Consider the following 24,472-nt stretch of genomic DNA (forward strand, 5'->3'; position numbering starts at 1 on the left):
ACTTGCCGAATGCGGTACAGAATTGGATGGGAGGGATGGGTTCGCGATCCAGGGGCCGGACACGGCAATGCCGTTTCCCTACAGGTATTACAAAAACGTGCGATCAAAAGCAGATGCGAACCAATCCTTTAACCTACAATACTATTTTTAGAGATGCCATCACCGAGCCTCCCAAAGACTCCCCCAAACCATGCCCAAACCAAAAAAGACCCCCGCCAAAACCTACACTGAAATCAACCTCAGCGATCCTCAATATTACTTCAACCGAGAACAAAGCTGGCTAGAATTCAACAACCGCGTGCTTCACGAAGCTCTCGACCCCCGCACGCCCATCCTAGAAAGGCTCAAATTTCTAGCTATTTTTAGCTCCAACCTAGACGAATATTTTATGGTGCGCGTGGCTGCCCTCAAACAGCAAGTACAAGCAAAAGTCAGCAAATTGACTTCCGACGGCAGCACCCCTCAACAACAGCTAGATGCCCTTAACCAGCGACTTTTGCCAATGGTTTCTCAGCAACACTCTTATTTTGAGCAAACCCTGCGGCCGAAACTAGCAGCAAGCGGCATCTACATTCTTGACTACATTGACCTCAATCAAGAACAGCGGAATTACTTGCATCGCTACTTCAAAGAACAAGTATTTCCCGTACTCACTCCCCTAGCAGTTGACCCCAGCCACCCATTCCCCTACCTTTCCAATCTCAGCCTCAATTTAGCAGTAGTAGTCAGGGACCCCGACACGCGGGAAGAATTATTTGCCCGCGTCAAAGTACCGCAGGTTTTGCCGAGGTTTTTGCCACTACCGGGGGATTTGCAGTGGCAGCAGAGGGGCAAATCTCCGGTTTGGACTGGCGTGCCCCTAGAACAGGTGATTGCCCACAATTTAGAAGCTTTGTTTCCGGGGATGGACATTCAGGAATATCACCCGTTCCGCATTACTCGCAATTCCGATTTGACGGTGGAGGAAGATGAGGCGGAGGATTTGCTGTTGGCAATAGAACAGGAACTCCGCAAGCGCCGATTTGGAGGTTCTGCGGTGCGGATGGAAATTCAAGCGATTATGCCGCCTGCACTGCGAGATATGCTGATGGAGGAGCTGGATCTCGGTGAGCAAGATGTTTACGTCGTAGAGGGGCTGCTAGGCCTCAAGGATTTGATGTCTTTTGTGGGGCTGCCGGTGCCGGAACTGAAAGACCCGCCTTGGACTCCGGTTGTGCCGCCCCGTTTGCGGAACTCGGAATCACCAATGATTTTAGGCAAATTAATGTTGGATGCTGAGGAGGGCGAGGATATTTTCACCGCCATCCGCCAGGGGGATTTGATGCTACACCATCCTTATCACTCGTTTGCGGCGACGGTACAGCGGTTTATTACTGAGGCGGCGCACGATCGCTCTGTGTTAGCGATTAAGATGACTTTATACCGCACTTCGGGAGATTCGCCGATCGTCAGCGCCTTAATTGAAGCAGCAGAAAACGGCAAGCAGGTAGCCGTTTTAGTAGAGCTCAAAGCTAGGTTTGACGAAGAAAATAATATTAATTGGGCTCGCAAGTTAGAACAAGCTGGAGTCCACGTAGTTTACGGTTTGGTGGGGCTCAAAACCCACACCAAAATTGTGATGGTAGTGCGTCGCGAGGACGATTACATCCGCCGCTATGTCCACATCGGCACCGGCAATTACAATCCCAAAACAGCCGGACTCTATACCGATGTGGGTTTGTTGAGTTGTCGCGAGGATTTGGGATCGGATTTGACGGATTTGTTTAATTATTTGACTGGTTATTCGCGGCAGGTATCTTATCGCAAATTGTTGGTGGCACCGGTCAATATGCGCGATCGATTTTTAGCTTTAATCCGCCGCGAGGCAGAATTCTGTCGCTTGCAGGCCGAAGGTGGCACCGGTAGCTGTGGCCGCATTGTCGCTAAAATGAATGCTTTAGTTGACCCTCAAATCATTGTTGCTTTGTACGAAGCTTCCCAAGCGGGAGTGAAAATTGATTTGATTATTCGGGGGATTTGCTGTTTGCGTCCCGGCGTTGAAGGTGTTAGCGAAAATATCAGAGTTATCAGTATTATCGGCCGCTTTTTAGAGCATTCTCGGATGTTTTATTTTTTCAACGGTGGCGACGAAGAGGTGTATATTGGTTCTGCTGACTGGATGCAGCGCAATCTCACCAGACGGGTTGAGGCCATAGTTCAAGTGGAAGACCCGACAATTGCTAAGGAATTGCAAGAAATTTTGGGCGTAATGCTGGCTGACAACCGCCAAGCTTGGGATTTGCAGCCGTCAGGACACTACTCTCAGCGGCGGCCGCCTGCTAATTGCCCGGAGGTGAGCTCTCAGCAAATTTTGATGGACATGGTTTTGAATTAGTTATTAGTCATTAGTCATTAGTCATTAGTTGTCAGTTGTCAGTTGTCAAATTTGCAGTTAGCAGTGTAGGTTCTTGTTAGCTATTAAGCTGTACTGCATTTGATTTTAACTTTTTGGGCGGGCTAGAATCCCACCCCACCAGATTTTTACTAACATGACTATAGCAATCCTTGCATGATTTGTGGGATGGGCTTCTAGCCCGTCCCTCCCAGTTGTGGGATGGGCTTCTAGCCCGTCCCGACTAGAAACCCAAACCACGTTTATAACTGACGAAAGGATTGCTATGTGCAAATTAAAGGCGCGACAGCTTAGCCAACCACTGACAACTAATGACTACTGACTGACAACTAATGACTACTGACTAATGACTACTGACTACTGACTACTTAACTGTTAAAAGTACGCTTGAATTCTTCTAAGAGATCATCAATTTCTTCGATCGCCTGACTCACATCTATTCTCAGGGCTCCCAAGTCCGATCGATCTAACAGCCGCACGAGGGATTCCCGCTTGACTTCGATCTGTGCTACGCGCTCTTTGAGTGTTTGTGCATCCATGGTTTTTTGCCTTTGCTAGTATTAACAAAAATATTTGACATTCCCCCCTGCGAACAGACGGAGATTCTTAATTCACCGACATACCTTTTTGGGCAAATCCTTCACTGTTTTTATATGGTAAGTGATGAACCTGCTCAGGATTTTTTGGTCTGTGTTATAGTTTGATTGTACATCAAAACCTCAGCCAAACTTCAGCCACATTTTAGCGCAAAAAAGGCGGACGTTTGGTATCTGCGGGTTTATTTTTCATCATTCCAGCTAAAAATCGCTTCAGGGCTTTCTCCCGGTTTTTCATAAAAGCAGCCCAAAATCCCGGTTGATATTCATCCATTGTCTTGGCTAGGGCCCAGACATCGATCGCTAAGATATTATAAAGCCTTTCATCTTCACGTTTGAGCGAGTTAATCTGCTCCAGAACCGCCTTGTTTGCTCCAGCAGTTTGTTTGTCTTCGTCTTTAATCATGTCCGAAAAATGGTTGAAAGGGCAAGAGTGTCGATCGCGATCGCCACTCTGTATACTTTGATGATACTGCCGATCTCGATTGCCTTCTGGAACCAACGCCGCGCAATTAACACGGATATTTACCAATGGCGCGCCCGGACGAGTCCGGCTGGATAAGCTTCTGAAGCTAGAGACAAGACTGTGGATGCACACCGCTCCCGCGCTCATCGATGCTAGCAGTTTTTGCAGGTCTTTTGGCAAAAAAACTAAATTTATTCCAGACTTTTTGACAGATAATAATTAAAGTATATTTTTTCTGTCCGACTACTTACCTCACTAATATGTTACGTAAAATTTCTTTAGCAAACCTAGCCTTAGTTGTGGGCGGTATTATAGCAGCAGTCGGGTTCGGAGCCTACTTCACAGACAGACCTACCCTGAACCTAGCCGGTTTTTTTTATGGAATTCCGCTGTTGCTGGGAGGTTTGGCCCTGAAAGCGGCCGAACTCGAACCGGTGGAGTTCACCGAACCGACATCTCCCGAAGTTCTTCTCCTGCGAGAAAGTCAGGCCACAGATACTCAAAACCAAGTCCGCAAAGATATCACCCGATTTCGCTACGGCCAACCCGCGCACTTAGATGATGCTTTGGAGCGCTTGGGCTTAGCCCCGACAGACGAGGAACGGCCCCTCCTGCAAGGGTTGCGGGAAGTTGATGTTGACGGTGCTTATGGGTTAATTTTAGAGTTTTATTCGCCACTACTGTCGATCGACTTATGGGAAGAAAAGCAAGACAAAATAGCTACTTTTTTTGGGCCCGGTTTGCGCGCCCAAGTCACTCAAAAGGCTGGTGACAAAATTGAATTGGCTCTAATTAAAAATACTCAAGCTTAAAGTATTCTGAAGTTTTGAGGGCAAAAATTTTGCAGCCACCAATTAATAATTAATCCTGCACCGGATTAGATACTGATTTTAGCGGCAGCGTGAAACCTGTCGCTATCAACAAAAGCTCAATCTGCAATTGAGCGATCGCCCCAATTGGATTTTCTTTAATTAAAATAGTAGTTGAGAAGTTATCGGCAATCTTACAGCAATTTGCGACCAAATTGCTGTATATCAAAACTTAAATAAAAATAGGTTTTTTCGCTCCCCTGAAAGAAACCGGGTTTCAGACTTAAGCAAATTAATGTTTTTAGAGAAACTGCAGGCAAGTTAAGGATAAACAGAGTTAATCAGCCTTAACAAACAAGCGAGAACGAGTAATAAAACGCTCTCCCTCCGGCCCTTCTAGGGAAAAATCGCTGCCTCCTGGCCCCGATGCCACGTCTATAATTAACTGCGTGTGCTGCCAATATTTGTATTGCTGGGCTGCAATATAAAACGGACAACCCCCTATTTCGCCCAGCAATACGTCACCATCACCGATGATCAATTCGCCATCGGGATAGCACATGGGGGAACTACCGTCGCAGCAGCCACCGGATTGGTGAAACATCAATTCTCCGTGTTGAGTTTTGAGATGGTTGATTAATTTTAAAGCGGCTTCTGTTGCGGTGACTTTGGCAGTTTCCATTGCAGTCTCTTTGTGTAGCAATTTTATTTCGTTTTTGAATGAGATTTTTTTTTATAAACCGCAGAGGGCGCAGAGGGCGCAGAGAAGGAGAGGAAAGAGAGAAAGAAGGAGTTCGCGAATCATTGAAGTTTGTCTTTCTTCTTTCTTTCTTCCCAATGACTAAAATCTTAGAAGAAACCTAATGCTTTCGGGCTGTAGCTGACTAACAAATTCTTGGTTTGCTGGTAGTGATCTAACATCATTTTGTGATTTTCGCGGCCGATACCGGATGATTTGTAGCCGCCGAATGCTGCGTGGGCTGGATATAGGTGATAGCAGTTTGTCCACACGCGGCCTGCTTGAACGGCGCGGCCCATGCGGTAGGCGGTGTTGATGTCGCGAGTCCAAACTCCGGCACCTAAACCGTAGAGGGTATCGTTGGCAATTTCTAATGCTTCGGCTTCGTCTTTGAAGGTGGTGACTGCTAATACTGGGCCGAAGATTTCTTCTTGGAAAATTCGCATTTTGTTGTTTCCTTTGAAGACTGTTGGCTGGAAATAATACCCATCTTGCAAGTCGCCGGGTAAGATGTTTCTTTCGCCACCAATCAGGCATTCTGCGCCTTCGGCGTGACCGATTTTGACGTATTCGGCGATTTTTTCCATCTGGTTGATGGAGACTTGGGCGCCGAGGGCGGTTGTCGGATCTAACGGGTTGTCTTGTTTGATTTGGCGGATGCGATCGATCGCCCTTTCCATAAATCGATCGTAGATTGACTCCTGAATTAAGGCGCGGGAGGGACAGGTGCACACTTCTCCTTGATTAAACGCAAACATGACTAATCCTTCGACTGCTTTGTCGAGGAATTCATCATCTTGGGCGCAGATATCTTCAAAGAAAATGTTGGGGGATTTGCCGCCTAGTTCTAGGGTGACGGGGATGACATTTTGGGAGGCGTATTGCATGATTAGCCTGCCGGTGGTGGTTTCGCCGGTGAAGGCGACTTTGGCAATCCGGGGGCTGGTGGCGAGGGTTTTGCCGATTTCGGCGCCTGGCCCGTTAATGACGTTGATAACGCCGTCTGGTACTAAGTCGGCGATGATTTCCATCAGTACCAAGATGGAGGCGGGGGTGGGGCCTGCTGGTTTGAGCACGACGCAGTTTCCGGCGGCGAGGGCTGGGGCGAGTTTCCAGGCGGCCATTAATATCGGGAAGTTCCAGGGGATGATTTGTCCGATGACGCCTAGGGGTTCGTGGAAGTGGTAGGCGACTGTTGTTCCGTCGAGTTCGCCGATCGACCCTTCTTGAGCTCGGATGCAGCTTGCGAAGTAGCGGAAATGGTCGATCGCCAGCGGTATGTCTGCGAGGCGGGTTTCGCGAATTGGTTTACCGTTGTCCCAGGTTTCGGCGATGGCGAGGCGATCGAGGTTTTCTTCGATGCGATCGGCAATTTTGTGTAAAACCCGCGCCCTATCGGCTGGGGAAGTCTTACCCCACTTGTCTTTCGCGGCGTGGGCGGCATCTAGTGCCAATTCTACATCCTCGGCGGTCGATCGGGGGATTTGACAAATTGATTTGCCTGTAATTGGAGACAGGTTTTCCGAGTATTTCCCTTTCACCGGTGGCACCCACTTGCCGCCGATAAAGTTGTCGTAGCGAGTTTGAAAAATCGACTGACTGCCGGATTGAACAGGTGCTGCTACTACCATTTTATTACCTGATTAAAATTTGTTTTCGCGGACGCTTGAAATCTCTTGAGCATCAACTATCGTCTATTTTCCGCAACTTCGGTCACTTCATATACAAAATTTTACATTTGTTAAATATTTGGCAGTCACTGTATGGGCGGGTTCACAAACAATCTCTGGCTAAAACAAACCATCTCAAAAACCCGCCATACCAACGGTAAATACTATTATTAATTAACTGTTCCAGTATCGTTTATTTTCGCTCTCTTCGGTCAGTTTATATACGAGGTTTTACATTTTTAAATTATTTTTCAGTCACTGTAGGCGCGGGTTCACTAACAATCTCTGGCTAAAACCAACAATCTCAAAAACCCGCCATACCAACGGTTAATACTATTAATTAACTGTTCAATTATCATCTATTTTCGATCAGTTTGGTCAGTTTATATACAAAAATTTACATTTTTAAATTATTTTGCAGTCACTGTAGGGGCGGGTTCACCAACAATCTCATGCTAAAACCAACAATCTCAAAAACCCGCCCCCACCCAACGGTAAACACTATTAATTAACTGTGACGCAGATATCCTTGGTGCTGCTCTACAATTATCCGATAGCTGAGAGGAATCTTTGACGAGATGGTTAGTTCTGCCAACCAGGGAGCAGAAAGTGGATCGGGAAGATATTTGCTAATTCCCATATCGCTATCAGCAACCTCAATATAACTCCCCTGAAAATCGACCACATCATTGCCAACCCAAATCACCGGCTTAAATTTGATTTATTGCAACTATTACAACTCTTGAGCCGACTCTTATAAAACATCGCGTGATTAAGGCTATTCATAAAAGTTTGATTTATCAGAGATGTCGCACCATTCTCAATAAGCTTTTTATGAACAGGCAAGATGCCTGTTCCACAAGAAAATTAACTCTTTGTGGAACAGGCATCTTGCCTGTTATTGAGAATGGTGCAAAATGTGAGATTGATCCAAGCTGCATAACGCTCAATCTGTGGCAAATTGCCAAATTGTTTCATCAGCTTGATTCCTAGCCGTCCCTCGCCAATGGTCACGTTTGTTAAATTTGCACCCAGAAAGTCAAACCTTCGCAGCGTTTTATTGCTAAAATTGAAAAAAATAGTAAATAAGTGCATTCATCATTCTCAATGTGACAATATTGCATAATATTTATTAGCACCATAAGCAATAAGGGTTAAAACACTCAATGTCTGCTCAAGGGTTTTATCGTCGTTCACTCCCCGATTCTGCTATTGCCTTTTCCTCCGTAGAGGGAAAGCAAATATTTCGAGAAGCGTTGGCACGGGGAGGTATGGAAGGGTATTTTGCTCTAGCGGAACAGTTTCACACTCAAGCAGAACCCGCTTTTTGTGGATTGGGTAGTTTAGTTGTTGTTCTTAATGCCTTATCCATCGATCCGGGTCGCATTTGGAAAGGGGTGTGGAGATGGTATGGAGAGGAATTTTTAGACTGTTGTTTACCTCTTTCAGTCATTAAAGAAAACGGTATCACCTTTGATGAGTTTGTCTGTATAGCACGTTGCAACGGTGCTGTTGTAAAACCTAACCGTTACCACCAAAGCAGTTTGGAAAACTTTCGGCAAGCAGTTGAGGAGGTGACTACGGCGTCAGGTGATATTCATCTAGTTGTTTCCTATAGCCGAAAGGTATTGGGACAAACAGGTGATGGTCACTTTTCACCAATTGGTGGCTATCATCCACAGCGGGATCTAGTTCTTCTGCTGGATGTTGCCCGTTTCAAATATCCACCTCACTGGGTTTATTTGCCTTTGTTATGGCAAGCATTTGAACCTGTCGATTCCGTCACTAATCAATGTCGAGGTTATATTTTATTGCAGAAGAGTGAAAGGTTGCCAGAAACCTTCTTTCATGTTGCTTGTGATTTACATCAGTGGCGTAGTGTTGCTCCTTACTTTACAGAAATACTCCCAGACATTCTGAGAAAAGAGCAACCTGATTCAATTGCTTCATTTGTCAGTACCATCCTGCACCATTTGCCTGTTGAATTCACAACTATGGTGCATACCTCCTCAGAGACAGCAGAGAAACTTGAGAAATTACGGGCAGCTATTGAGTTAAATTCACTGTTTGATATTGTTGACCAATGCTTGTCAAGCGATGACTCGGATGCAATGTCTGTTGTAGGGAATTGGCCGCAACAGCCATTCGTAGCAGAGATAATAACAGCAATATTACTCTCCTGTCCCGAAACGCTCTATGCAACTCTCAAACCCGATTTACGACTGTGGTTTAGTGAGGTTCGCCACCTTGAGAAACTACTCCCTCCCTTGGATATAGAGATATCTAGATTGAGAGAACAAATGTCCGCACTCCAGGAGTTTTATATTTTATATTCAAAGGGACATCAGTGTAATATCCCTAGTGCGGGCTTTGGAAACTGGGAATGAAAACTGGCTGCGCTGCGCCTTGCAAGATAAAATTCACCAACCTTATCGTGAGAAAGCGATGGCGGCTGCTTGGGGGGAATTTGGGGTAAAGGCTGAGGTAAGGGCGATCGGGCTTGATACTCAAGGAGCACAAGTTTCGACTGAATTAAGTTAGTTTGCTTAAAAAACCCTTCAATTCCCCTACCAACCATTCTTTCTCAGCTTGCGGCAAAAATAAGCCAAAACAATAGTTACGCGACTTGGCGCGAATCCCGCAAAAAGTCATCGATTTTTTGAGCAATGGCAGATGAATTCCCCTCAACTTTACCCGCTGGATATCTTGAGGGCTGATTTGAATTGGTCTTGGTCTACTGAATAGATAATAATCAATCCAACACAAGCACATCAAAGCATAAAATAGGGTAAATGTTGTTATAGCCAGGATTGATATATTGAAAAATCGCCCGGATAATCTCTGTAGCCAGTCGGTTGTAGTGTATTCACAAGACAAGCTAGATAGAACAAATCCCAGAATCAAAGAGAATGGAAGTAAAAATTTATAACTCAGATGAATGAACTGGAAAAACCACTTGAGTTTGCTAGGTGAACGATCGGGGTGTATCTTGATTAATAACCACCGTTTAGTGTCAATTAAAGTAATTCGGGATTGGGGCGATCGCTTAAACATTTTGTCGGGATTAATCCCGCTTGGCTGTTCCCCTCGCAACGCTGATAAAGCATCTTTTGCTGAGTGAAATCGATCTTCACTTGCGGGTTCAATTATCTTCTCTAACCAGTCGGCAAACTCTGGAGAAATAGAGACGATCTCGCGGAATTGTACCTTCAGCTTGTGTCTGGGTAGATCGGATGGAAATTTCTGGGTTAACAAGAAAAGCAGCGTTGTGCCTAATCCATACAAATCTGTTGATAATACAGCTTTTCCTCGGAATTGTTCTGGTGCCATGTAACCGTAGGTTCCGACAACGGTACTGCCTCCAGTAACGGTATGATGATAAGTATTTTGAACTGCGCCAAAATCAACTAAAAAGACTAGCCCATTTTTTTGCAGAATAATATTTTGAGGTTTAATATCTCGGTGGATCGCAGCAGGTAACAGCGATTGGAGGTAAGCTAGAATTTCTAGCAATTGATAGGCGATATGACGAACTTGCGCTTCATTTGGTTTCCAGCCATTTTCTATCAACTGTGCGAGAGATTTTCCCGGTGCGAGTTGTTGGGCGATATAAAAACAACGATCTTGGGAAGTATCAACTTGAAAGTAGTCAATGTAGCGAGGAATTCCCGGATGATTCAATCCCGATAAAGTTTTTGCTTCTCGTTCAAATAACTCGACTTTCTTCCATTCAGTTGTCAGGCGCAGGGATAAAGCTTTGAGTGCAACTTTTTGATTGCTGTTTAAATCTACAGCAGCATAGGTGATTCCAACTCCACCCTGTCCTAATTTGCCTAGAATGCGATATCTTTCAGCAAGGATTTTTTCCGATCGTTGTAGTGTTTCCATATTTTTCTGCCTGGGTTGATTGTGGATAATTAATAGGTTGCACCGCGAGACCTGAGTATTTTAACTGTTGGTTTTTGGTCAGGGTCCAAGTTAGTTTCTGCTATCTTGAGCGGCGTGTCGCCATAGCAGTTTGTAGTGTCAATTATTGCACCTTTAGCAATCAGTAACTCGAAGATTTCTACAGTGTCATAATGTGCGGCTTTGTGGAGTGGAGTTGTGTTACACATATCTCTATTATTAACATCTGCACCGTTTTTAATTAGCAGTGCAGCAATATCATTGTGTCCGATCGCGATCGCTTGATACAATGGAGTTTGACCGTTCTCATTTCTAGCGTTAACCCTTGCGCCATTAGCAATTAGCAGTTCAGCGATATCTTGAGATCCTTGAGCAACAGCAAGATGCAGGGGAGTTTGAAGCAAGCTATTTTTGGCATTAACGAATGCACCTTTGGCAATGAGTTGTTTTGCTACATCCTTAAGTTTGAAATCGACAGCGATATGCAGTAAAGTTCTGCCTTCTTTGTCTTCACTATTAACATCTGGGTTTTTACTAATTAGCAGCGCCACTGTATCCTGAAGTTTCAGGTCTACGGCGATATCCAGTGGAGTTTTTCTTTGATTATCCTGGATATTAATTTCTGCACCTTTAGCAATCAGCAATTTTAAGATTTTTACAGTGCCATAATGTGCGGCTTTGTGCAGTGGAGTTGTGCCAGATCCATCTATATTATTGACATCTGTACCGTTGTTAATTAGCAGTGCAGCAATCTCATTGTGTCCGATCGCGATCGCTCGATACAATGGAGTTTGACCGTTCTCATTTCTAACGTTAACCCCTGCACCATTAGCAATTAGCAGTTCAGCGATATCTTGAGATCCTCGATCGACAGCTAGGTGTAACGGAGTATTTCCAGATTTGTCCCTAGCATTGACATCCAACATTAGCAAAGCAGCAACTTCTTTTGTGGTTGCATAGTGCAGTGGAGTTCTTCGATAGTCATCGCGGATCGCCACATTTGCACCGTCTTTAATTAGCTGTTGTACCAACTCCTTAAAGCCTATTTGGGCTGCGTTATGTAATAAAGCTGTACTCTTGCCATTTTGGGCATTGTCTTCTTTGATGTTAATTTTTGCGCCTGCGGCGAGTAGTATCTTTGCGATCGCCTTCGATCGCGCCATATGTAGAGGAGTCATGCCATATTTGTTTTTGGCATTGACATCCGCACCTTTAGCAATCAGCAACTTGGCCATTTCAGGCGATCGGGCCAAGAACAGAGGAGTTCCATCAAAATATTGACTTCCTGTCCTGGCGTTAATATCTGCACCTTTAGCAATTAGCGTCTGTGCCACTTTTATGCGATCGAAGATAGCAGCGCTGTGTAATGGGGTCAAGCCAAACGTACCCTTAGCGTTGACCTCTGCACCCTTGGCAATTAACAATTCTGCCACCTCTTTTGAGCCAGCAAAGTGTAGTAAATTCTGATCATTTACCCTGCTATTAGCATTAATGCCAAGATCCAGATAATGCCTAACAGTTTGAGTATCTCCCTGTCTGACAGCCTCGACAACTGCATTGGGTGTAAATCCAATCCGGTTGAGGATCGGATATTTAAAGTGATTGAAAACAGCAACAGTAGCAATAGCAGCAATTCCTATTTTGAGGCGTTTTTTCCATTGCGTCGGATTGGATTTAACGCTAACTATTCGAGGACTGCGAAGATATTCAAGCGCTTCTCGTGCCGATTCAAAGCGGTTTTCTAAATCTGACGCTATCATTTTTTCTAACCAATCGGCAAATGCTGAAGAAATCTGAATATGAGAGCGAAAATGTTTCTCTAGTATATTTGTTGGTAATTCGGCGGGGGAACGGTGGGTTAGTAAATACAACAATGTCGCTCCTAAACCATATAAATCTGTTGCAGGTACGGCTTGTCCGAGAAATTGTTCTGGAGCCATATAACCATAGGTTCCAACTACGGTACTTCCTCGCATTAAAGTATTGTAATAAGTGTTTTGCACTGCTCCAAAATCTACTAAGCATACTGACCAATCTTTTTGTTTGTGGGAATCGATAGGCGATTTGAAAACAATATTTTCTGGTTTAATATCCCGGTGGATAACAGGTGGTGTCTGTGAATGGAGATAAACTAAAATCTCCAAAATTTGTGTTGCAATGCGTTGAATTTCGGATTCGCTAGCGTGCCAGCCATTTTCGACTAAACTGGCTAGAGATTGCCCTTGGGCCAGTTCTTGTACTATATAAAAACAACGGTTATCGGGAGTATCGACATAAAAATAATCCAAATAACGCGGAATTCCCGGATGATTCAATTTTGATAAAACATTGGCTTCTCGTTCAAAGAGTTCCAGGACTTTCCAGTCATTCATCTTCTGTAAAGACAAAGCTTTGAGTGCGAGTCGCTGATTGGTTTTGAGGTCAACGGCTTCATAAGTTGTGCTACTACCGCCTTCTCCGAGTAGCTTTTTAATTTGATAGTGTTTGACTAAGTTATGGGGAATTTGTTCGACAATATCCATAGCATTATCCTGGGTTGATGAGTACCAACAAACATTTTATATTTGGGTTTTTAAACCCCAACTTTTAAAAAATTTATGCAATGTAAATTGAGTGTTTGAGTATATTTCAAACAAGTCAATAGAAAAGCCAATGACGGACTCTGTATATTTGTTTAAATTTCAATTACCGTATTTCTATGGATAGCTTACCCAGGATTTTGGAGTGTCATATCACCTTTGGCGAAAATTTACGTACGGGATATTGATCGTAATCGAGCCGATAATCATAGCCGACGCGATCGTAAATGCCTGCAATCAATTCCGGCAAATTAACAATAGGTTCTACATCTTCTTCGCGCAAAGGAAGTTGTCGGTCTTTTTGAGATGCTAGCCAACGTTCCTAGGCTTCTTTATCGCCACTTTTTCTCTCAGCGCCCTCTGCGTCCTCTGCGGTTAATCAAAAAAAGTAGTGATTTTGGATACAATTCCCGACTCAAGAGTCGATCGAACTCCTCAATTTTCGATGCGGATCTAAAATTCACCTAAAGTTCGACGCCCTTTGGCAAAACCCTCCCTAAGATAGAACTTAGGGGACGATCGACCTAAAAGCCGATACAGGGGCAAACGCCTTGCACCTGAAAATCCCCAACTAGCGAGCAGCAAGACAGGGAGGACATCAAAATCATGGTAAACGCGCCGACAGGGGAAACCCGCCTGGGCCCGATCGATCAGGTGCAAGCCTTAGACCGCGATTGCACAACCCTATCTCGTCACGTACTCCAGCAACTTCACAGCTTTTCAGCAGATGCTCAGGATCTCAGCGCCCTGATGAATCGCATCGGGCTGGCGGCAAAGCTGATCGCGAGGCGGCTCAGCAGAGCCGGATTAATGGAAGATGCTTTAGGGTTTACAGGGGCTACGAACGTGCAGGGAGAATCCGTCAAAAAGATGGATATCTATGCCAATGAAGTGTTTATCTCGGTATTCCAGCAAAGCGGACTTGTCTGCCGCTTGGCTTCGGAGGAAATGGAAAAACCCTACTACATTCCCGAAAATTGTCCGATCGGGCGTTACAGTCTGCTCTACGACCCCATAGACGGTTCTTCCAATCTTGACATCAATCTCAATGTAGGCTCCATATTCAGCATCCGCAAGCAAGAGGGGGACGATGCAGATGGCTCTGCTTCTGACTTGCTGCAACATGGACACAAACAAATTGCCGCTGGTTATGTACTCTACGGCCCTAGTACCATGCTGGTTTATTCGATCGGTCAGGGTGTTCATTCCTTTACCCTCGACCCCAGTCTGGGCGAGTTCATTCTAGCTAACGAAAACATTAAGGTTCCCGATCGCGGCCCGATTTACAGCGTTAATGAAGGCAACTTCTGGCAGTGGGAGGAATCTTTGAGAGATTACATTCGCTATGTACACCGCAGTGAAGGCTACACCGCCCGGTACGGTGGGGCTTTGGTGGGAGATTTCCACCGGATTTTGTTCCAGGGAGGCGTGTTTTTGTACCCCGGAACGGTGAAAAACCCCGATGGCAAATTGCGTTTGCTCTACGAATCGGCTCCTTTGGCGTTTTTGATGGAGCAAGCCGGCGGGCGCGCGAGTACGGGCATTCAAGACATCTTAGACGTTGTGCCGACCAAACTGCACGAGCGATCGCCCTTGATTATCGGCAGTAAAGAAAATGTAGCGATGGTCGAGTCTTTTATTCAAGATCGATCGCGCAATCCTAGAACAGTCCAAGAGTGAAGGAAGTTCGGCAACGGATTATGTAACGGATGTAACGGATGTAACGGATGTAAAGGATAGAAGGAAGAAGGAAGAAGGAAGAAGGAAAAGGGAAGAAGGAAGAGGGTTTTAACTTATAAGTTTCGATTCCCAATTACCAATTCCCAATTTTCAATTTTCAATTCCCAATTTTCAATTTTCAATTCCCAATTTCCAAGTCCCAATTAACAGCTATCAAATTGTAGGAGTTACAGTAATGACAGCAACACCAACGAATCACCTGTTAGAAATCAAAGAAATTGGCCAAAGTATCTGGATGGACAATTTGACTCGCGATCTGATCGAGTCCGGCGAACTCAAACAGATGATTGAAAGTCGGGGACTGCGCGGGATTACATCTAATCCGGCGATTTTCGAGAAAGCGATCGCGGGTAATGTGATTTACGACGCTGATATCGAAGCGGGCATCCGGGCGGGTAAATCTGTAATGGAGATTTACGAATCTCTGGTATTTGAAGATATCCGCAACGCTTGCGACATCTTCGCCCCGGTTTACGCAGAGTCGAAGGGTTTGGACGGCTACATTAGCATTGAAGTGCCACCGACGATCGCCAACGACACAGAAAGCACGATTAGCGAAGCCCTGCGCTATTACCAAGCCCTCGGCAAAGAAAACGTGATGATTAAGATTCCGGGAACTGCTGAAGGTTTGCCCGCAGTCGAACGAGTCATCAGCGAAGGGATTAACGTTAACGTGACTTTGCTGTTCTCGGTTGACAGCTACGTCGAAACCTTCTGGGCTTACATTCGCGGTTTGGAAGCGCGGGTGGCTAAAGGTTTGGATGTGAGCAATATTGCTTCTGTTGCCAGTTTCTTCTTGAGCCGGATCGACATCAATGTCGATGGCAAGATTGACGAGAAACTCAAAAATGTCACAGATATTTCCACAAAAGCCAAACTCGAAGCAGTGAAGGGGAAAGTTGCGATCGCCAATGCGAAGGTAGCTTACCAGAAGTATAAAGAGATCGTAGCGAGCGATCGCTGGCAAGCTTTAGCTGCCAAGGGAGCGAAAGTGCAGCGCTTGCTGTGGGCTTCCACCAGCACCAAAAACCCCAACTACAGCGATGTCATGTACGTCGATGAACTAATCGGCCCCGACACCGTTAACACTTTGCCGCCGAACACCGTTGAAGCTTGTTTCGATCACTGCGATGTCGCACCCCGGATTGAGAACAACGTTGCAGAAGCTTACACGCTGATCGAAAGTCTCAAAGATCCCGACATTGACATCAACTTGGACCAAGTGATGGCAGACTTGCTCTTGGACGGGATTGATAAATTCGTCACCCCGTTCCAATCCCTGATGGATTCCTTGCAAGAGAAAGTGCAGAAGTTGTCACCCGTCGCTTAGGCAGATATCTGTATCCTTGAAGGCAGAAGCATTTAGGAATCGGAATAGATAATTATTTGGGTTCTTAAATGCTGAGTTTTAAATCCTTTCTAGGAATAATGAGCGCAATTGCGCTCATTATTCCTAGAAAAAAAATTAATTCAGTCCTCTAGCAGGAATCTCGCCAGAGATCCAACTCGAATTCTCCATCTCCCACCGCACTCGGAATTGCTATGGAAAGTACCAATACCCTACTCGATCGCGAGTATGCAACCGACCAACTTGATGTCGCCGAACGGGCGAGGCTTCAAGAACTAGAATCCATTGTAGAAAATGGACTTCAGATATTTTACGAAGTGGGCAAAGCCCTTGACGAGATTCGCGAACAGAAACTCTACAGGGAAACCCACAAAAGTTTTGAGGCTTATTGCCGCCAGAGGTGGGGTATAGCCAGACGGACAGCAGATCAGTTTATTGGCGCGGCTCGGGTTATAGAAAATTTGAGCGCAATTGCGCTCAAAATTCCTACAAAGGAAAATCAAGTGCGTCCTTTAGCGGGACTTCCGCCAGAGCTACAAATACAGATTTGGCAAGAAGCAGTAGAGTCATCGCCTAACGGGATTCCTACTGGTGCAGCCGTTAAGCGCTTGGTAGAGGATCGATTTCCTTCAGACGGAAGCGGGCGAGCGCCTAAAGATAGTGTTTCAGAATTAGAGAAGTTGCGATCGGACAATCAGCGCCTTAGAGAGCAAATCCGAGAGCAAAACCGAGAGAGGGATAGGCGTGCTGCTGCTGTGGCGTTGGAGTTGGAGCAACTGCGAGCCGAAAACAGGCAGTTGAAAGCTGAACTGCGACAGCGCGATCGAGATTGGGAAGTGCGACTGGCTGCTGAGAGGATAAAAATCCGGGAGGAAATCAGAGCGGAAGTCAAAGCTGAGTATGAAGGGCAAATTAACTCTCTCACCCAGCAACTAGCAGAAATGACCGCAAACTATCATGATGTCTTGGCACGGTTAACAGCACTAGAAAAAGGAAAGTAAATGGTAACGCTACTTGAAAATCCACTGCGCGTCGGTTTGCGAAAAGAACGAGTGCCGGAACCACAAATTCTGGTCATCTTCGGAGCTTCAGGGGATCTCACCCAGCGCAAACTGGTACCTGCAATTTATCAGATGAAGCGCGATCGACGCTTGCCACCGGAAACTACCGTGGTGGGAGTAGCCCGCCGCCCTTGGAGTCACGATTACTTCCGCGAGCAAATGCGCGAAGGCATAGAAGAATTTGGCGGCGGGATTGGCAATGAAGAATTTTGGCAAGAATTCGCTAAAGGTTTGTACTACTGTCCGGGCGACATAGACAACCCCGAAAGCTATCAAAAACTAAAAGCTTTCTTAGCGGAAATCGACGAAGAAAGGAGAACTCGCGGCAATCACATATTTTATCTCTCAGTTTCCCCGAACTTTTTCCCAGAAGCAATTAGGCAACTGGGCGCGGCTCAAATGCTGGTCGATCCAGTAAAACACCGCTTGGTAATTGAAAAACCCTTCGGCCGCGACTTGAGTTCGGCAAAAGCTCTCAACCGAGTCGTGCAGAAGGTATGCCAAGAACAGCAAGTTTACCGAATTGACCACTATTTGGGTAAAGAAACTGTTCAGAATTTAATGGTGTTCCGGTTTGCTAACGCGATTTTTGAACCGCTGTGGAATCGGCAATTTGTCGATCACGTACAAATTACAGTTGCAGAAACAGTAGGCGTAGAAGACCGGGCCGGTTACTACGAATCCTCTGGGGCGTTGCGGGATATGCTGCAAAACCACTTGATGCAGATTTTCTGTCTGACGGCGATGGAACCGCCGAACTCGCTCGACGCTGACAGCATCCGCACCGAAAAGATGAAAGTTCTGCAAGCAACTCGCTTGGCAGATTTGAATAACTTGGAGTTCTCAGCGATTCGGGGTCAATATTCCGCAGGTTGGATGAAGGGCAAACAGGTGCCAGGATATCACGATGAACCGGGGGTGGCTCCCAATTCGACAACGCCGACTTTTGTGGCGATGAAGTTTATGATTGACAACTGGCGCTGGCAGGGAGTGCCTTTCTACCTGCGAACCGGCAAACGGTTGCCGAAAAAAGTTAGCGAAATTGCGATTCAGTTCCGGGAAGTTCCGCTGCTAATTTTTCAGTCCGCAGCCCAACAAACTACTCCTAACGTTTTGACCATGCGGGTGCATCCGAACGAGGGGATTTCGCTGAGGTTTGAGGCGAAAATGCCGGGACCGGATTTGCGGACGCGGACGGTGGATATGGATTTCAGTTACGGTTCTTCTTTTGGGGTGACATCTTCGGATGCTTACGATCGCCTGTTAATTGATTGTATGCTGGGCGACCAAACTTTGTTTACCCGTTCTGATGAAGTGGAAGAAGCTTGGCGGGTGGTAACGCCGGCGTTGATGGCTTGGGAATCGTCCAACGACCAAGATTTGGTTCCTAAATACGAAGCCGGTACTTGGGAACCTGCGGAAGCAGAACTGCTAATTAACAGAGATGGCCGCAAGTGGCGAAGACTTTAAGAGCCATTAGTCAGCAGTCATTAGTCCTTAGTTATAGGTCAGCATTAGTATTAGTTATTAGCTAAGAACGGCTAACTAAGAACGGCTAACTAATGACTAAGAACCAAGGACTAAGGACTAAGGACTAAGGACTAAGGACTAATAACTAATAAGAAAGGAGAAAAGATTTATGACGATGACACCGATGAAAGCTCCGCCTCTGGTTTCGCTACAAAGTCCTAAAGATGTGTCGATCGACCAAATAGAGGCCGAATTGAGTCAAATTTGGGAAAGTTACAGAGAATCGGGGTCGAAGGGCGATTTTCCGATCGCTAGTAGGGCAACAACTTTTACTTTTGTAGTCTACGAACCGGAAGAAACTCAGCGGTTATTGGCGGATCTGGGGTTTTACGACGGGCCAGTGGACGGTATTACTGGGCCGATGACGGCATCTAGCATCAGGGCGGCTCAAAAAGCTTACGGGCTACCGAGAACTGGCAAAGCTAATGCTGAATTGCTGGCGACTTTGCGGGAAGAAGTGGCTCGCAAAAATTCCAGTGGTGAGGAGATGGGATCTAGTGGCTTGGGTTCCGGGGGTTCGGGGGTGGCTGATGCGATTGTGGCTGCCAATCCCTGCCGGATTATTGCTCTGTGCCCGACGGCGGGGGAAGATACGGGCGTGCAGGCTCAAGTGGCTGCTTATTGTCCGGTTCACAAGCGCACCAGTGGCAATCTGATCTGCTGCGAGTACATTACGCTGCGCGGTACGGAAGCTGCTTTGGAACGGGTGAGCGGCATCGTGACGGCGTTGACTATCGCTGATTTGCCGACGCTGCTGTGGTGGAAAGCGAATCCTGATGCCGATCGAGGTTTGTTCCAGCGGCTGGCGGCAGTTAGCAGTTCTGTGATTGTTGACTCTAGCAGCTTTGCTGAGTGTGAAGCTGAATTGCTGTTGATGCAAAGTCTGATCGAGGAGGGAATTCCGATCGCGGATCTGAATTGGCGCCGGTTGGCCGCATGGCAGGAGTTGGCTGCTGAGGCTTTTGACGCCCCGGAACGTCGCGCTGCGATTCGGGAAATCGATCGGGTGACGATCGATTACGAACAGGACAATTCTACTCAAGCGCTGATGTATTTGGGTTGGCTGGCGAGTCGGCTTCAGTGGCGTCCGGTTGCTTTCAAACAGGAAGAGGGCGATTACCACATCAAGCGAATTAAATTCGCGGGGCCGGACGAACGGGTTATCGAAGCCGAGTTGGCTGCTATTCCTACTGCTGATTCGGGTGATGTCGCGGGCGATTTGATTGCTCTGCGTTTGAATTCTACAAACGAAAAGGCTGACTGCGGTACGGTTCTGTGTTCGGAAGCGGGCGGCTGTATGCGGATGGAAACAAAGGGTGGCGCTCAAACCGATCGGTTTAACCAGGTGAGTCCTCTGTTCGATCAGGTGACGGAACAGTTGCTGGGCCAGCACTTGCAGAGTTGGGGCCGAGATGTGCTTTACGAAGAAAGTTTGGCAGTGACGGCTCAAATGCTGAAGTTGGCTAAGCGGTAAAGAGAAGTTCGGCAACGGATTGTGTAGCGGATGTAACGGATGTAGCGGATGTAACGGATGTCAGTCCGAGGGAAGTCGGAAGAAGGAAGAAGGAAGAAGGAAGAAGGATTGAGTTAATATTCAGTGGGGCAGGCAATGTCTGCCCTACTTTTTTAGAAGTTGTGAGTTAGAAGTTATGAGTTTGAATTAATCATATTCTTTGATTCAAAACGTTAAATTACTTCCAAAAAGCCACAAAAATACCTCTCTTCTTCTCCTTCTTCCTTCGCGGTATTCGCGTCTTCGCGGTTCGTTAAATAGGTATTAGTTGACAAGTTCGAGACCAATACTCATAACTTGATCAGTTGTCTGCTTTCTGTATTTTTTGTGAATAAATTAGAACTATGACTTTAGTAATTGCTGGCGAACGCAGCGGGGCGGGAAAGACTACTGTAACGATCGCCCTTTTAGCTTATTTAATCCGCCGTGGCTTGAATGTTCAGTCTTTTAAGGTTGGCCCCGATTACATTGACCCGATGTTTCATGCTTTTGTTACTGGCCGCCCCTGTCGGAATTTAGACCCGGTATTAACGTCTGAATCTTATGTAAAAAAGTGTTTTTCTCGTCACATTCAAGATGTCGATTATGCCTTAGTTGAGGGGGTGATGGGACTCTTTGATGGAGTGAGTCGAAAAAATCAGGAATCAGGAAGGCACGACACGAATTTTGACAGGGATACACGGATTAATTATCGAAAAGAAGAAGGCAATTATGATTTTTCCTTTGCTTCTACGGCTCATGTTGCTTATTTGCTGAATTTGCCGGTATTGTTTGTGATAGATTGCAGCAGGCTCTCTGGTTCTGTGGCTGCGATCGCCCACGGTTTTCGTTCTTTTAACCCTGACCTTAAATTCGCTGGTTTGGTGCTTAATCGGGTGGCGAGCGATCGACATTTGGAACTGCTTCAAGATGCTCTCAAACCGCTCAATTTACCTATTTTGGGCGTTTTGCGTAGGGATGAGGCTGTTACTATTCCCGATCGACATTTGGGGCTGATTCCGGCTGAGGAGTTGCCGAATCTTCATGCTGCGATCGATAAACTGGCTGATTTGGCTGCTGTTAGTTTTGACTGGGAGCAACTTTTGCCTTTGTTGGCTGCAACTCGAAATGAGGGGGGTGAGGGGTCAGAGCAACTTTCGGGTACGCACAGTCTCCCTTCGGGAATCATAACTCAAAAAGATGATGTTGTCAACAGTTTGGGAAAACAATTTGGAGTGAGGATTGCAGTTGCGCGCGATCGGGCTTTTAATTTTTACTATCAGGACAATCTTGATTTGTTGGAAGAGTTGGGTGCCCAGTTGGTATTTTGGAGTCCGCTTGATGACTTGGTTTTTCCTGACAATGTGCAAGGGTTATATTTTGGTGGTGGTTTTCCCGAAGTGTTTGCTCAAAAATTGAGCGGTAATGTTTTAATTCGGGAGGCGGTAAGAAGTGCGATTTTTTCGGGAATGCCGACTTATGCGGAGTGCGGCGGTTTGATGTATTTGTGCGATTCTATTGTAGACTTCGATGGCAATTCTTGGCCAGGGGTGGGAGTGTTGAAAACTGCTGCTGCGATGGGTAAGCGTTTGACGCTGGGATACCGAGAAGCTGTGGCGGTGAGGGATAGTTCGGTGTTAACTGCTCTTGATGAGGTTTGGGGACATGAGTTTCATCGATCGCATTTAACTGTTGAACCGAGTAATCCAGTTTATCACAGTTGGAGGTATGGGAAGCGGGGGGAAGTTGAGGCGGTTGCTGAAGGTTGGGGAGTTTGTCGGGTACACGCTTCTTATTTGCATTTACACTGGGGTGCTCGGCGTGATATTCCGGCTCGTTTTTTGCAGCAGTGTGCTGATTTTTATTGTAAGGGTGTTTTGGGCGATCGAGAAAGTGAACTAGATTTTTTTATTTAATTAACCGCAGAGGACACAGAGGGCACAGAGAATAGAAGAGAAGAGACAGGAGTTACTGTATTAGAATGTTTTTGATGGAAAGCAGAGAGGGGATGTTGGAATTTATGAGCGAATCAATTTCGACTAAGCAATTGTTGGCACAATGGGTGACACCGGAGAATTTTCGGAGTTACGGTCAAGTTATCTTTGCGGCTGTTGATGGCAAGTGTTTCGATGCTGAGGATGCTCAGTTAAATTTGCAAAATGGTATTCCTAGATTTTACATTATGCGGCTGCACAATAAAGGTCGCAAGTTTCGCAAAATTACGCGGCACGTTCAATGTACTCAGTGTTTGGGTTCTTTGGATGGGAAGGATTGGTTGATGGCGGTTGCGCCTCCGGGGGATAGCTATAAACCGAGTTTAGAGGATATGGCTGCTTTTCGGATTCCGGGCAATTGTTTTATTAAGTTAGATGTGGGGACTTGGCACGCTGGGCCTTATTTTGATGCGGATTTTGTTGATTTTTACAATCTGGAATTGAGCGATACTAATGTGGTTGACCATTTTACCTTTGATTTTGTGAAAAATCACAATCAGGAATTTGAGATTGTCTGGATTTAAGAAAAATTTATCGTAGAATTTTGATAGGATATCAACTAGGCTGATTATACCTGCTTAACCGTGTTTAATAGTTTTGGGAGAGGTCTAATAATTATGAATTATCCACTCTATTCTCTTTTGATTTTACCATATACGCGCCGGGAACTCCCTGGATGGGGAAAATTGATGACACTCACAGGGGTGTACCGGGATGATTTGTGGAAAAATGCTCCTATACGGGAGATTCGAGGCAAGTTCCACGGTTATCGGATGGCGATGGATCTTTCCAAGTGGAACGATCGCATGAGCTATTTTTTAGGCCGTTATTATGACTTGCCCACGCAACTTTTCATCCAAAATGCTGTACAGCCTGGGGACAGTTTTATTGATGCGGGGGCAAATACGGGCATGATTACTCTTTTGGCTGCTTATCATACAGGAACAACGGGATGCGTACACTCTTTTGAACCAAATCCTCTGGCGTTTCAAACATTAAAAGCTGCGGTAACAGACAATGAATTGCAGAAAGTTTTTCTGCACCAGTGTGGGCTTTCTAACGAGCGAAATGAACTGACACTGACAGTGCCTACAGATGTTACTGGTTTGGGTACTTTCGCTCAACTCCCAGAAAAAGATCGAAGTCTGATTTCTAATCAGTATCAAGTACCTGTGTATCGCGGAGATGAAATGCTCCCAGATAATCTTCCTGGTGCTACTTTTATTAAAATTGATGTGGAGGGGTTTGAGGTGAATGTGATTAAAGGTTTCTCCCAAACGCTGCAAAAGCTTCGCCCTGCGGTGTTGACAGAAGTTGTAGGAAGTCATCTGGAACGGGCTGGTTCAAGTGTAGCAGAACTTTGCTCTGTGATGGGTGACTTTGGCTATGAAGCTTTTAACTTGGAGGCGAAACGGGAAGGTTTGGGCCATCGGTTACAATTGTCTAAAGCGCAAGGAGGAAAGATGACTGATGATGTGGTTTGGCTGTATTCTGAGAGTCCTTTATTTTCTCGCCTGCAACAGTGGATGACACACTGAGATTGCAGAGGATAAGAATTGCAAGTGCAGGGAAATCTAGGCTGATTTCCCTTTGTTGTAATATGGTGACTGTCAACGGTGCTAAAACTCTCAATCTGGGAGATAATAATTATGGGATAGATGCGGGGAAACCTGCAAATTTGATTGTGTTGGATGCTGAGGATTGTTATGATGCAATTAGGCGGCGCGCTGCGGTTCGGTATGTGATTTCACGGGGAAAGTTGCTTGCGGAAACTGCACCTGCTAAAATGAGTTTTTATGGTATTGGACAAACAATATTTGAAGCTGTTAAATTGTGAATCAAGGTGCTATTCCCGATGAGAGTCCGATAAATTTACTAGAGCAATTGCTCCTGCAAGATGCTAAAGCTGGTAATTGTAGAGCAATTCAGGGTGGGCCTGGCGATATACTAGGGGATGTTTCCAGACTGGTTGCCCTCTATGGAGGTAATCCCGAAGACTGGTACAAAATAACCAGCATTCAGGCTTTTGTAATTAATGGAGCTTCCGTACAAGTACACTGGTTTGAAAACAGGGAAATTTTGCAACAAGTTGAATTAAAGTTTAAACGACAATATCCTAAAATAGCCCCTAAGAATTTATAGGTATACAA

Annotated in this window: 22 protein-coding genes and 1 pseudogene; 14 read left to right on the top strand and 9 right to left on the bottom strand. The window is 45.8% G+C overall.

What is annotated here, in order from left to right; translation table 11 throughout:
• The first annotated feature begins 190 nt into the window (after window positions 1-190).
• Complete coding sequence (gene ppk1 / locus QT987_RS17270; RefSeq protein WP_333242078.1) at window positions 191-2,374, top strand: polyphosphate kinase 1; 2,184 nt, start codon at window positions 191-193, stop codon at window positions 2,372-2,374.
• 386 nt (window positions 2,375-2,760) lie between these two features.
• Here ppk1 and QT987_RS17275 read toward each other — a convergent pair whose 3' ends face one another.
• On the bottom strand, window positions 2,761-2,931 hold the full coding sequence (locus QT987_RS17275) for a hypothetical protein (protein ID WP_333242080.1): 171 nt from the start codon (window positions 2,929-2,931) through the stop codon (window positions 2,761-2,763).
• A gap of 202 nt (window positions 2,932-3,133) precedes the next feature.
• Window positions 3,134-3,634: a hypothetical protein gene (locus QT987_RS17280; RefSeq protein ID WP_333055727.1), complete on the bottom strand. Its 501-nt coding sequence runs from the start codon at window positions 3,632-3,634 to the stop codon at window positions 3,134-3,136.
• 80 nt (window positions 3,635-3,714) lie between these two features.
• Between QT987_RS17280 and QT987_RS17285 the strand changes: the two genes are divergently transcribed.
• Window positions 3,715-4,266: a DUF2854 domain-containing protein gene (locus tag QT987_RS17285; RefSeq protein WP_333242082.1), complete on the top strand. Its 552-nt coding sequence runs from the start codon at window positions 3,715-3,717 to the stop codon at window positions 4,264-4,266.
• Window positions 4,267-4,600: 334 nt separating this feature from the next.
• Here the strand turns inward: QT987_RS17285 and QT987_RS17290 are convergent, their stop codons facing one another.
• The 4 genes from QT987_RS17290 to QT987_RS17305 form a co-directional block, all read right to left on the bottom strand.
• Window positions 4,601-4,945 (bottom strand): DUF779 domain-containing protein, encoded by a 345-nt coding sequence (locus QT987_RS17290; protein ID WP_333242084.1) that lies wholly within the window; start codon window positions 4,943-4,945, stop codon window positions 4,601-4,603.
• Window positions 4,946-5,112: 167 nt separating this feature from the next.
• On the bottom strand, window positions 5,113-6,633 hold the full coding sequence (exaC, locus tag QT987_RS17295) for an acetaldehyde dehydrogenase ExaC (RefSeq protein ID WP_333242086.1): 1,521 nt from the start codon (window positions 6,631-6,633) through the stop codon (window positions 5,113-5,115).
• Window positions 6,634-7,180: 547 nt separating this feature from the next.
• A complete protein-coding gene (locus QT987_RS17300) occupies window positions 7,181-7,378 on the bottom strand; it encodes a hypothetical protein (protein WP_333242088.1) in 198 nt (65 codons plus the stop codon).
• A gap of 161 nt (window positions 7,379-7,539) precedes the next feature.
• Complete coding sequence (locus QT987_RS17305; RefSeq protein ID WP_333242090.1) at window positions 7,540-7,767, bottom strand: hypothetical protein; 228 nt, start codon at window positions 7,765-7,767, stop codon at window positions 7,540-7,542.
• Window positions 7,768-7,838: 71 nt separating this feature from the next.
• On the opposite strand from QT987_RS17305, the gene QT987_RS17310 reads away from it, so the two are divergent.
• Window positions 7,839-9,059 (top strand): phytochelatin synthase family protein, encoded by a 1,221-nt coding sequence (locus QT987_RS17310; RefSeq protein ID WP_333242092.1) that lies wholly within the window; start codon window positions 7,839-7,841, stop codon window positions 9,057-9,059.
• Window positions 9,031-9,213, top strand: a pseudogene (locus QT987_RS17315) (homoserine kinase); the annotation flags it as partial. The gene QT987_RS17310 and the pseudogene QT987_RS17315, both read left to right, overlap by 29 nt.
• Here the strand turns inward: QT987_RS17315 and QT987_RS17320 are convergent.
• From QT987_RS17320 to QT987_RS17330, 3 genes are all read right to left on the bottom strand, one after another.
• Window positions 9,205-10,560: a serine/threonine-protein kinase gene (locus QT987_RS17320; RefSeq protein ID WP_333242096.1), complete on the bottom strand. Its 1,356-nt coding sequence runs from the start codon at window positions 10,558-10,560 to the stop codon at window positions 9,205-9,207. The pseudogene QT987_RS17315 and the gene QT987_RS17320 sit on opposite strands and share 9 nt — an antisense overlap.
• Before the next feature lie 29 nt (window positions 10,561-10,589).
• Window positions 10,590-13,100 (bottom strand): ankyrin repeat domain-containing protein, encoded by a 2,511-nt coding sequence (locus QT987_RS17325; RefSeq protein ID WP_333242098.1) that lies wholly within the window; start codon window positions 13,098-13,100, stop codon window positions 10,590-10,592.
• Window positions 13,101-13,305: 205 nt separating this feature from the next.
• Window positions 13,306-13,440, bottom strand: a complete 135-nt coding sequence (locus QT987_RS17330) for a DUF4058 family protein (protein WP_333242101.1) — start codon at window positions 13,438-13,440, stop codon at window positions 13,306-13,308.
• 323 nt (window positions 13,441-13,763) lie between these two features.
• Between QT987_RS17330 and fbp the strand changes: the two genes are divergently transcribed.
• From fbp to QT987_RS17380, 10 genes are all read left to right on the top strand, one after another.
• Complete coding sequence (fbp, locus tag QT987_RS17335; protein ID WP_333242103.1) at window positions 13,764-14,837, top strand: class 1 fructose-bisphosphatase; 1,074 nt, start codon at window positions 13,764-13,766, stop codon at window positions 14,835-14,837.
• A gap of 235 nt (window positions 14,838-15,072) precedes the next feature.
• Window positions 15,073-16,227: a transaldolase gene (gene tal / locus QT987_RS17340; protein ID WP_333242104.1), complete on the top strand. Its 1,155-nt coding sequence runs from the start codon at window positions 15,073-15,075 to the stop codon at window positions 16,225-16,227.
• A gap of 212 nt (window positions 16,228-16,439) precedes the next feature.
• Window positions 16,440-17,246: a hypothetical protein gene (locus QT987_RS17345; protein WP_333242106.1), complete on the top strand. Its 807-nt coding sequence runs from the start codon at window positions 16,440-16,442 to the stop codon at window positions 17,244-17,246.
• The gene (gene zwf / locus QT987_RS17350) at window positions 17,247-18,776 is read left to right on the top strand and encodes a glucose-6-phosphate dehydrogenase (protein ID WP_333242108.1); all 1,530 of its coding nucleotides are present in this window, start codon (window positions 17,247-17,249) and stop codon (window positions 18,774-18,776) included.
• A gap of 169 nt (window positions 18,777-18,945) precedes the next feature.
• On the top strand, window positions 18,946-20,310 hold the full coding sequence (opcA, locus tag QT987_RS17355; protein ID WP_333242110.1) for a glucose-6-phosphate dehydrogenase assembly protein OpcA: 1,365 nt from the start codon (window positions 18,946-18,948) through the stop codon (window positions 20,308-20,310).
• Window positions 20,311-20,693: 383 nt separating this feature from the next.
• Window positions 20,694-22,244, top strand: a complete 1,551-nt coding sequence (locus QT987_RS17360) for a cobyrinate a,c-diamide synthase (RefSeq protein ID WP_333242112.1) — start codon at window positions 20,694-20,696, stop codon at window positions 22,242-22,244.
• A gap of 92 nt (window positions 22,245-22,336) precedes the next feature.
• The gene (locus tag QT987_RS17365) at window positions 22,337-22,846 is read left to right on the top strand and encodes an ureidoglycolate lyase (RefSeq protein WP_445299610.1); all 510 of its coding nucleotides are present in this window, start codon (window positions 22,337-22,339) and stop codon (window positions 22,844-22,846) included.
• A gap of 93 nt (window positions 22,847-22,939) precedes the next feature.
• Entirely contained in the window at window positions 22,940-23,860 is a 921-nt protein-coding gene (locus tag QT987_RS17370; RefSeq protein ID WP_333242114.1) for an FkbM family methyltransferase, read from the top strand.
• Between the two features lie 62 nt (window positions 23,861-23,922).
• On the top strand, window positions 23,923-24,159 hold the full coding sequence (locus QT987_RS17375; protein WP_333242116.1) for an amidohydrolase family protein: 237 nt from the start codon (window positions 23,923-23,925) through the stop codon (window positions 24,157-24,159).
• The gene (locus QT987_RS17380; RefSeq protein ID WP_333242118.1) at window positions 24,156-24,464 is read left to right on the top strand and encodes a hypothetical protein; all 309 of its coding nucleotides are present in this window, start codon (window positions 24,156-24,158) and stop codon (window positions 24,462-24,464) included. The genes QT987_RS17375 and QT987_RS17380 overlap by 4 nt, the downstream gene beginning before the upstream one ends.
• Window positions 24,465-24,472: the final 8 nt, after the last annotated feature.

The organism is Microcoleus sp. SVA1B4, from assembly GCF_036700545.1.
Taxonomy (GTDB): domain Bacteria; phylum Cyanobacteriota; class Cyanobacteriia; order Cyanobacteriales; family Microcoleaceae; genus Microcoleus.

What these genes read in the sequence shown, in the direction of transcription:
- ppk1 (WP_333242078.1), top strand. Translation starts at nt 191, where the DNA reads ATGCCCAAACCAAAAAAGACCCCCGCCAAAACCTACACTGAAATCAAC.
- QT987_RS17275 (WP_333242080.1), bottom strand. Translation starts at nt 2,931, where the DNA reads ATGGATGCACAAACACTCAAAGAGCGCGTAGCACAGATCGAAGTCAAG.
- QT987_RS17285 (WP_333242082.1), top strand. Translation starts at nt 3,715, where the DNA reads ATGTTACGTAAAATTTCTTTAGCAAACCTAGCCTTAGTTGTGGGCGGT.
- QT987_RS17290 (WP_333242084.1), bottom strand. Translation starts at nt 4,945, where the DNA reads ATGGAAACTGCCAAAGTCACCGCAACAGAAGCCGCTTTAAAATTAATC.
- exaC (WP_333242086.1), bottom strand. Translation starts at nt 6,633, where the DNA reads ATGGTAGTAGCAGCACCTGTTCAATCCGGCAGTCAGTCGATTTTTCAA.
- QT987_RS17305 (WP_333242090.1), bottom strand. Translation starts at nt 7,767, where the DNA reads ATGCACTTATTTACTATTTTTTTCAATTTTAGCAATAAAACGCTGCGA.
- QT987_RS17310 (WP_333242092.1), top strand. Translation starts at nt 7,839, where the DNA reads ATGTCTGCTCAAGGGTTTTATCGTCGTTCACTCCCCGATTCTGCTATT.
- QT987_RS17320 (WP_333242096.1), bottom strand. Translation starts at nt 10,560, where the DNA reads ATGGAAACACTACAACGATCGGAAAAAATCCTTGCTGAAAGATATCGC.
- QT987_RS17325 (WP_333242098.1), bottom strand. Translation starts at nt 13,100, where the DNA reads ATGGATATTGTCGAACAAATTCCCCATAACTTAGTCAAACACTATCAA.
- fbp (WP_333242103.1), top strand. Translation starts at nt 13,764, where the DNA reads ATGGTAAACGCGCCGACAGGGGAAACCCGCCTGGGCCCGATCGATCAG.
- tal (WP_333242104.1), top strand. Translation starts at nt 15,073, where the DNA reads ATGACAGCAACACCAACGAATCACCTGTTAGAAATCAAAGAAATTGGC.
- QT987_RS17345 (WP_333242106.1), top strand. Translation starts at nt 16,440, where the DNA reads ATGGAAAGTACCAATACCCTACTCGATCGCGAGTATGCAACCGACCAA.
- zwf (WP_333242108.1), top strand. Translation starts at nt 17,247, where the DNA reads ATGGTAACGCTACTTGAAAATCCACTGCGCGTCGGTTTGCGAAAAGAA.
- opcA (WP_333242110.1), top strand. Translation starts at nt 18,946, where the DNA reads ATGACGATGACACCGATGAAAGCTCCGCCTCTGGTTTCGCTACAAAGT.
- QT987_RS17360 (WP_333242112.1), top strand. Translation starts at nt 20,694, where the DNA reads ATGACTTTAGTAATTGCTGGCGAACGCAGCGGGGCGGGAAAGACTACT.
- QT987_RS17365 (WP_445299610.1), top strand. Translation starts at nt 22,337, where the DNA reads ATGTTGGAATTTATGAGCGAATCAATTTCGACTAAGCAATTGTTGGCA.
- QT987_RS17370 (WP_333242114.1), top strand. Translation starts at nt 22,940, where the DNA reads ATGAATTATCCACTCTATTCTCTTTTGATTTTACCATATACGCGCCGG.
- QT987_RS17375 (WP_333242116.1), top strand. Translation starts at nt 23,923, where the DNA reads ATGGTGACTGTCAACGGTGCTAAAACTCTCAATCTGGGAGATAATAAT.